The organism is Neochlamydia sp. AcF65, assembly GCF_018342435.1.
Classification (GTDB): Bacteria; Chlamydiota; Chlamydiia; order Chlamydiales; family Parachlamydiaceae; genus Neochlamydia.
In genome coordinates, this window is record NZ_JAEMUE010000027.1 from 20,398 (window position 1) to 28,314 (window position 7,917).

Below are 7,917 nucleotides of genomic sequence, written 5' to 3' on the forward strand. Positions count from 1 at the left end.
AAAAATATATTATTTTTGAAGTAAACTTATTATAAGTATAATAAAATCGGTAATAAAAAAAATTAATTTATATAAACGCACGTGAATTTTTGCTAAGATTATTTCCTTTACTTTCTCCTTAAGTCTCATCTATGATAAAAAGGATAATTATGACTTTTTAAGGAATCTAGCTATGCCCCTAAAAATTGCCATTAATGGGTTTGGCCGCATTGGTCGCTTGGTTTTTCGCTTAATTAACGAAAGAAATGATATACAAGTGGTAGCTATTAACGATGTGGTTTCTCCCAGCAATTTGGCTTATTTACTAAAATATGATACAGTACATGGCAAATTTGAAGGGGAAATTAAAGCCGAAGGAGAATACCTTCTCTTTGAGGGAAAAAAGATACAAGTTATCGCTGAAAAAGATCCTCAAAAGCTTCCTTGGAAAGATCTTCAAGTAGATTATGTTTTAGAATCAACCGGCCTATTTACCTCTTTCGATGAGGCAGGCAAGCATTTAAAATCGGGAGCTAAGAGAGTTCTAATATCAGCACCTGCGAAAGAGGAAGGAATTGCTACTATCGTTTTAGGTGTTAATGAGGAAAAATATAATCCAGCAAATGACAAAATTGTGTCAAATGCTTCTTGTACGACTAATTGTTTAGCACCTATTACTAAAGTGTTGCTAGAGAGTTTTGGAATTGAAGAAGGTCTAATGACGACTGTGCATGCTATGACAGCTACCCAGCCTACCGTTGATGGGCCTTCTCCTAAAAATTTAAGGGGAGGCAGGGCTGCTAGTCAGAATATTATACCTTCTTCGACTGGTGCTGCAAAAGCTGTAGCTTTATGCCTTCCTCAAGTGAAAGGAAAACTTACGGGTATGGCATTGAGAGTCCCTGTTGTGGATGTCTCTATTGTCGATTTAACCGTGAGACTGAGCAAACCAACCAGCTATGAATCAATATGCCAAGAGATGCAAAAGGCCTCAGAAGGGCGCATGAAAGGTATCCTAGGCTATTGTGATGAGCCGGTTGTGTCAAGTGATTTTATTGGAAGCAGATACTCTTCGATATTTGACAAAGATGCAGGCATAGCTCTTAACGATACCTTCTATAAAATTGTGGCTTGGTATGATAATGAGATGGGGTATGCTTGTAGATGTGTTGAGCTTTTAGCCTATATGGCTTCAAAAGAGTAATACTAACATATAGGTAAGTGGTTGCTTCTTAAATAGACTTTTTTAAAAGTCTAATATATATGCAAATTTAAACAGGATTGAATTAATTGTGGATTTTACTCGAGAACCTATTATTGAAACCGTTATTACGCCTAAGGAAGGGTGCAAAATTGTTGTTCGCAATAGCAAAAATGTAGGGCAAGAAGAATATTTTGTAGATGCTTTAGAAGTCGTTTCTTTTGGAACTGCTATTTTTTTTCGCTCTTTAGAAAAACCTAAATCTTTTCTTGTTCCCGTAAACGACTATGAGATTCTAGAAGTCCGGGAAGCTCGCATGGTCCTTAAAAATGTGGGCTTGGAGCGTTCGATCAAGATAGGAGGAGGACGTGAGACTAAGGCTGTGAAGGAAATGCCTATAGATAAAATGGACCCAGCGGCCATGGAGGAATCTAACGTGATTGCAGAAGAGCAAACTACTGCTACTGACAATCGAGCAGAAAAAAAGCGTGATCGTAGACGGCAGCAAAGGCGTCGCCGGGGCCGAGAAGAGCAAATTAAAGAAGATATAGGTGGTACTGAGGCTATATCATCATTTGAAGATGTAGGGCAACTAGATGTAGCTTCTTCATCAGAGGGAAAAGTAACAGGAGAAGGTCAGCCGCTAGCACAGCCTCCTGCTCCTTTTATGAGTGGATTATTGCCTCCCCCTCCGACATTAATTTCAGAGACCATTGGAAGGTACAAAGAAAACATACTTTTTAAAAATGCTTTCTATACCCGAGAAGAAACTAAAGAAGATGAGGAAGCTCAAATTCTTCATAGCCTCACGGAAGAATTTGAAGGAGACAGCGAAGAAGCTGAAGAGTTTTTTAAAGAAGAGCAAAGTGAGTTGCCTCCTATTGTAGAGCCTGCTCCAGAATTTAAACCTTTGTCTTCTGAGGAACAAAATAGTTCTTTTCATTCTTTTTGGGACGACCTCGGTGAATCTGCTTCTTCTCCTCTACCTTTGGACGAAACAAATGAAATAAAACAGCCTCTAGAAGAGGGGCCTTCTAACGCCGAGAAAGAAAAAGAATAAATAATTGCGACATTTGGCTTGCTATTAAAGTCAAATGTCGTTATCTTAGCGCTTACCTTTTGCTCGGATGGTGAAATGGTAGACACAAGGGACTTAAAATCCCTCGGGAGCAATCCTGTGTCGGTTCGAGTCCGACTCCGAGCATTTTTTTATATTCAAATCAATTTCCAGTTTTCCTCCTTTAACTTCTTTTCATCATCTCGCCTACTCTATAGCCGCTAAGTCTGTGTTAACCTCCAACATCTCTTTAGTTAGCTTTTATCCCAGCTGTTTTTCTAAGCATGGCTTTAGAAGGCGCGGAAAGAGCATTCTTTTAAAGCTAGGGGCTAGGTAAGCTTTATGATACTAAAACAACCTGCAATAAGAAGAGAAGAAACTTTGGTAAAGAAGCAGTAAAACCACCCTTACCAAAGTCAGTCATGCAAATTTATCGACTTACAGCTTTTTTTCTAGCCGTAGTCGTCGTTTTCTTCACTATAGCTTTTTTTACTATGGGCTTTTTTGCAGCAGGTTTTTTAACTGATGCCTTAGCAACAATTTTAGGCGCCGTTTTCTTTACAGTTAACGTTTTCTTAGCCACCGCTTGTTTAGCCACTGGCTTTTTTGCAGCAGGCTTTTTCTCTGCTGTTTTTTTTGCCGTCGTTTTATTAGCGGCTGGTTTTTTTATTGCTGCCATCTATTGTTCTCCTTATATTTGACAGTTATTTGGTATTTTTTCCTTTTTTAGGAATTTTTGCGCCAGATCTTCTGGCCTCATTTAAAGCAATTGCCACCGCTTGTTTTTGTGGCTTGCCATGATGTACTTCTGTGCGGATGTTTTCACTGATTGTTTTACGGCTTGTACCTTTTTTTAAGGGCATAAAAGGCCTCCTTCATTTTTTTCTTACTAATAAAAATATATTTATCAAAGTTTTACGATTATACATAGCAATTTTTTTATTTTCTTCCAAAAGTCTAGCTTAATAGATAGACAAGAAGCTTTTAAGGATGTATGTAGGGTGTGTTTTTAATCTAAATTTTTTTGCCTCCCTTTCGTTTAAATTTTCTAAATAATTCTTAATTTATAAAAAATAATTGATAGTTTCGAATATTTAGTCTTTATAAGATTGCATGGGGGAGTGAAAATTTAATCCTTGGAAACTTAATGCTCATGAGTCTTCTGCTTTTTTTTACAATTGATTTGCTAAATTTTTAGCTGATAAAGGTTAGCTAGCGGATAGGCTATATATGTTTTTTTAATTGGACCCATATTGTCCTCCTAACTTTAAACAGTTTTTAAGGGTAGTAAGCTATAAACAATCCGCCCTACACATTCTTTAATGTTTTTCCTACAGCTTAATAAAGAAGCTACCTTCATCTCTTTATGTGAGCACACTCTTAGCAAAGTTATTTTTCCTTTACATGCTCTTACAATAATTAGATGTATTATTAGAGTTTTTAGCAATCTCAAAGTTAAAGATAATAGAAAGGAAACCTTTAGAAGTTAATGATATAGAAAATGGTAGGAAGCTTTGCTGTTTTATCAGGAGCTTATTTAGCGTGCGTACCCTGTCCCAGTAAATCCTCTTTGTTTTGTAAAGCTATAAAACTTTTCAAGAAGGGTAGAGGAGGAATGAGGTCTTTTCTTGAGAGAATCCCTTAACCCGATCTTTAAAGTAACTCATTTTTAAGTAGACTTGGCTACAGAAGAAATAGTATGGCTCTTTTCTTCTATACCTAATGAAAAGCTAGATAAAAAGATAAGGAAAAAGAGATAAGATTGCATATAGGCTTAAAAGGAAATAAAACTGAACTTAAGAAAAAAGGTGGTGAGTCAATGAGTTTAGAAAATTCAGCTATTATTAACCCTTTTATATTCAATGAGTTTGAGGAAATAGAAGGGAGAAAACAGCCTTATCTGAAATTAGGTCCGTATGCAGAGATTAGCTTAGGGATTTTCAAAAAACTGGGTTGCCAAGACTTATGCCGAGCAATCCTTGTATGTAAAGAATGGAAGCACTTAATTGAACGAAGTGATGAATGGAAAGGGATTCCTTTAGAAAGCTTGAAAAGTAATGAGCTTTTATCGAATGAAGATATAAGAAAAGCGGAAGAAAGCTATACGCAAGCTTTAAAGTTTGCTATTAAAGAAAAAAATTCTGCTCAAGAAAATGCTTACATAGAAAAACTAGGCGACATTTATCTAAGAAAAGAAAAGGCAAGAACCTTTCTTCAAGCTGCGGGTCTCTATAATTATGCTATGCATCTTTCTCAAGCCGCAAAGCAGGAGCTTCTTAAAGAAAAGCTTACTAAAATTCAAGAGGCATTTAGCAAATTGTATCACTGCAAACTTATAGATCCATGGACAGTCGAGAAGCAATTTGTATATAATCGCCAAAAATTAAAAAATTTCCGAAAAGAAATAGAAGAGAAGATTTGTGCGCTGGCAGAAACACCGCCTCCCCAGAATGTTAAAAAGCTTTATCGGCATATTTCTAAACGTATGAAAATTTTCTTCGAGCATCTTGCAATGCAAGCAATTGATAACTTAGGGCCTATTCCTTGTGAGTATGCCTTGATAGGCTTCGGTTCCCTAGCAAGAGAAGAGATGACGCCTTATTCTGATTTAGAGTTTGGGATTCTTATTCAAGAGGACACTCCTATAAATAAGAAATATTTTAGAAATCTAACCAATTTACTTCACTTAAAGGTTATCAACTTAGGAGAAACCATTCTTCCTGCTTTAAACATTCCTTGCTTAAAAGTCATCAAATTTTTTGATGGCATCACACCACGGGGCTTTGCTTTTGATGGGGCAGGGGTAGAAGGGAAAGGCTGCAAAATTCCTGTAGGTAATGGTAAGACATTTGATCTTATACAAACTCCTGGAAAAATGGCTCAGTATATTGGTAAAGATGAAAAAGGCCAGTGGTGGCATGAAAAAGAGCCTCACCTTCCCATGGAATTACTAAACTTTACTCATTTGCTAGGTAACGAGGAACTAACTGAGCAATATAGGCAAAAAGTTCAAGAAGGGCTTAATGCTCCTTATCCACGCAATCTTAATCTACGCCAATATTTAGCTAAGCATCATTTGGTTGAAACGGATATGGTAGCTTTTAATCCGAAAATTGATGAGGGTGAAAGGCAAGGAATGCTTTTTAAAGTCAAAAATGACTTGTATCGATTCCCTCATCTGGCTTTGGATCGGCTAGCACTTCTCGCAAAAGTAAAAGCCTCCGATACGTTTACTAGGATTGATCAACTAAACGAGCAAAAGATTATAAACGACAGCGCGGCTGCAAAGCTAAGAGGGTGGATGAGTATAGTGCTATTTATGCGGCTTAAGACATATTCTCATTATCAAGCGCAACAAGAAATCATGAATCCAATCCTTAAAATATTTGGATTTGAGGATCCTAGCTTTATTCAAAAGCAGTTTGCTTTAAATCCTCAGACATTAGAAAAAATAAAGACAATTTATCGTATCTTTGTTCCTTTTTATCAGGCTGTTCAAAATTTTTTATCAGGAAATGAAGACACTCTTAAACATTCAAATTTAGAGGATAACTCACCGCAGACACAAGGAGATATAGCCTTACGGCTTTTTCAACACGAAGAAGCAAAAAGCTGGTATCACGAGGCCATACGACTAAATCCAGCAAATTCAGAAGCCTTAAATGCTTTGGCGCTAATTTACAAAGCTCAAGGCAACTTAAACATGGCGGCAGAACTTGCCATGCAAGCATTTAAAATTGATCTTTTGTTCTGTGAGGAAACTCCTCTCATTATAGGAAGAGACCTTAACAATTTAGCGACGATCTATCAGGAGCAGGGGAAATTAGATGAGGCCGCTAAGTGTGCCAAAAAAGCGCTTGATATTAACCGTAAACTTTTGAAAGCAAATCATCCTTGGGTGGCAATTGGCTATAATACCCTCGGGTGGATCTACCAAGAACAAGGGAAATTGAAAAAAGCAGCTGAGCTTATTAGACAAGCACTGGCCCCTTTTCGTGAAATGTATGGAGAAAATCATACTAGGATAGCAAGTACTTATACTAATTTGGGACTAATCTACCAAGAACAAGGAAGGCTAGAAAAGGCCGCTAAGTATTTCAAGAGAGCGCTCGATATTAATCTTGAACTTTATGGGGAAAATCATTTTCAAGTGGCAAGGTGCTATAACAATCGAGGGAGGCTCTGCCAAGCACAAGGGAAACTGGAAAAAGCCTCTAAATATTTCCATCAAGCCATCTCTATTAATCTTAAGCTTTTTGGAGAAAATCATCCTATGCTGGCAATTTATCATAATAACCTTGCAGCAGTCTACTTAGAACTCCGAAAGGTAGCGGCAGCCACTGAGCATGCCAAGCAAGCCGTCTCTATTAACTTTAATCTATTTGGGGAAAACCACCATGATCTGGCATTATGTTATGGTAACCTAGGAGCGATATACCAAACTCGAGGAAAGTTAGAAAAAGCCGCTAAGTATGCCCATCAAGCGTTTGCTATTGATCTTAAGCTTTTTGGAGAGAATCATCCTAGTGTGGTAATCCGCTATAACAATCTAGGAACAATCTATTACGAGAAAGGGGATTTAAAAAAGGCGGCAGAATATATTGAGAAAGCGCTCGATATCAGCGTTAAGCTTTTGGGGGAAAATCATCCTAATGTAGCAAAGACCTACAAGAATCTGGGAATACTCTACCAAGATCAAGGGAATTTAGAGAAAGCTGCTGAGTGTGTCCATCAAGCGCTTGCTATTAATCTTAAGCTATATGATAAAAATCTTCCTAGCATTGCAGATATTTACACTACCTTTGGAACAATCTACCAAGATCAAGGGAATTGGGAGAAAGCTACTGAGTTCAACATGATTTAAAGTATTTTTGCCCTGAGATAATATTTTAGGAGAGTTTTTTATCAAAAAATGCTATATTTTCTTTACAAGTAAATCATTACAAAGCTCTTAATTTCTTGCAAAGTTTACTATGAAACCAAATAAACTAAACAATCAACAAGACCTGCTTTTTAAATTCCGCTTTAGCAATGAACTTAACCAGAATCATCCTCTCGTCCAGCTATCCAAGTTGATTGAATGGAAGCAGCTGGAAGAAGAGTTTGATAAGCTGTTTGTAGAAAATGTAGGCCAGCCAGCTAAGCCTGTAAGGCTAGTTGTGGGTCTCTTTATCTTGCAACACATGTATGGAATTTCTGATGAAAATGTGGTGCATCGATGGGTAGAAAATCCTTATTGGCAATACTTTTGTGGATATGATCACTTCAAGCATGAGCTGCCTATCCATCCTACTTCTTTAATTAAATGGAGAGATAGATTGGGTGAAGCTGGACTTAGTAAAGTCTTACAAGAAACGATTGTAGCAGCTGTTTTGACAGGCGCGGTGAAAAAAAAAGCCTTAAAAAAGTCATTGCCGATACAACGGTGATGCCCAAAGCTATCGCTTTTCCTACCGATGCAAAGCTTTACTTTAAGTCTATTCAGGCGCTTGTAAAAATAGCCAATAATTACAAAATCATTTTGCGACAAACCTATAAAAAGCTAGCCAAAACAGCTTTGTGTATGCGTGCTCGTTATGCCCATGCTCGTCAAATGAAAAGAGCTAAAAGGGAAGAAAAAAGGCTGCATACTTATTTGGGAAGAGTAATTCGGGATTTTGAGAGAAAGATAGAAGGACTT

At 37.3% G+C, this 7,917-nt stretch carries 6 protein-coding genes, 1 tRNA gene and 1 pseudogene; 6 read left to right on the top strand and 2 right to left on the bottom strand.

Annotated features, from left to right (window positions below):
* The first annotated feature begins 172 nt into the window (after window positions 1-172).
* The 3 genes from gap to NEOC65_RS02465 all read left to right on the top strand — a co-directional run bounded on the left by gap (window position 173) and on the right by NEOC65_RS02465 (window position 2,384).
* Window positions 173-1,183 carry a type I glyceraldehyde-3-phosphate dehydrogenase gene (gap, locus tag NEOC65_RS02455; protein ID WP_166154599.1) on the top strand — a complete coding sequence of 337 codons (1,011 nt, stop codon included), beginning with the start codon at window positions 173-175 and terminating at the stop codon, window positions 1,181-1,183.
* Between the two features lie 88 nt (window positions 1,184-1,271).
* Window positions 1,272-2,240 (top strand): hypothetical protein, encoded by a 969-nt coding sequence (locus NEOC65_RS02460; protein WP_213155595.1) that lies wholly within the window; start codon window positions 1,272-1,274, stop codon window positions 2,238-2,240.
* Between the two features lie 61 nt (window positions 2,241-2,301).
* Window positions 2,302-2,384, top strand: a tRNA-Leu gene (locus tag NEOC65_RS02465).
* 283 nt (window positions 2,385-2,667) lie between these two features.
* Here NEOC65_RS02465 and NEOC65_RS02470 read toward each other — a convergent pair.
* Entirely contained in the window at window positions 2,668-2,916 is a 249-nt protein-coding gene (locus NEOC65_RS02470) for a hypothetical protein (protein WP_213155598.1), read from the bottom strand.
* 25 nt (window positions 2,917-2,941) lie between these two features.
* The gene (locus NEOC65_RS02475) at window positions 2,942-3,100 is read right to left on the bottom strand and encodes a DUF6496 domain-containing protein (protein WP_166154606.1); all 159 of its coding nucleotides are present in this window, start codon (window positions 3,098-3,100) and stop codon (window positions 2,942-2,944) included.
* A 956-nt stretch (window positions 3,101-4,056) separates the two neighbouring features.
* On the opposite strand from NEOC65_RS02475, the gene NEOC65_RS02480 reads away from it, so the two are divergent.
* The 3 genes and pseudogenes from NEOC65_RS02480 to NEOC65_RS02490 all read left to right on the top strand — a co-directional run.
* Window positions 4,057-7,101, top strand: a complete 3,045-nt coding sequence (locus tag NEOC65_RS02480; RefSeq protein WP_213155596.1) for a tetratricopeptide repeat protein — start codon at window positions 4,057-4,059, stop codon at window positions 7,099-7,101.
* Window positions 7,102-7,210: 109 nt separating this feature from the next.
* Complete coding sequence (locus tag NEOC65_RS02485) at window positions 7,211-7,666, top strand: transposase (RefSeq protein WP_213155312.1); 456 nt, start codon at window positions 7,211-7,213, stop codon at window positions 7,664-7,666.
* Window positions 7,666-7,917, top strand: a pseudogene (locus NEOC65_RS02490) (IS5/IS1182 family transposase); the annotation flags it as partial. The gene NEOC65_RS02485 and the pseudogene NEOC65_RS02490, both read left to right, overlap by 1 nt.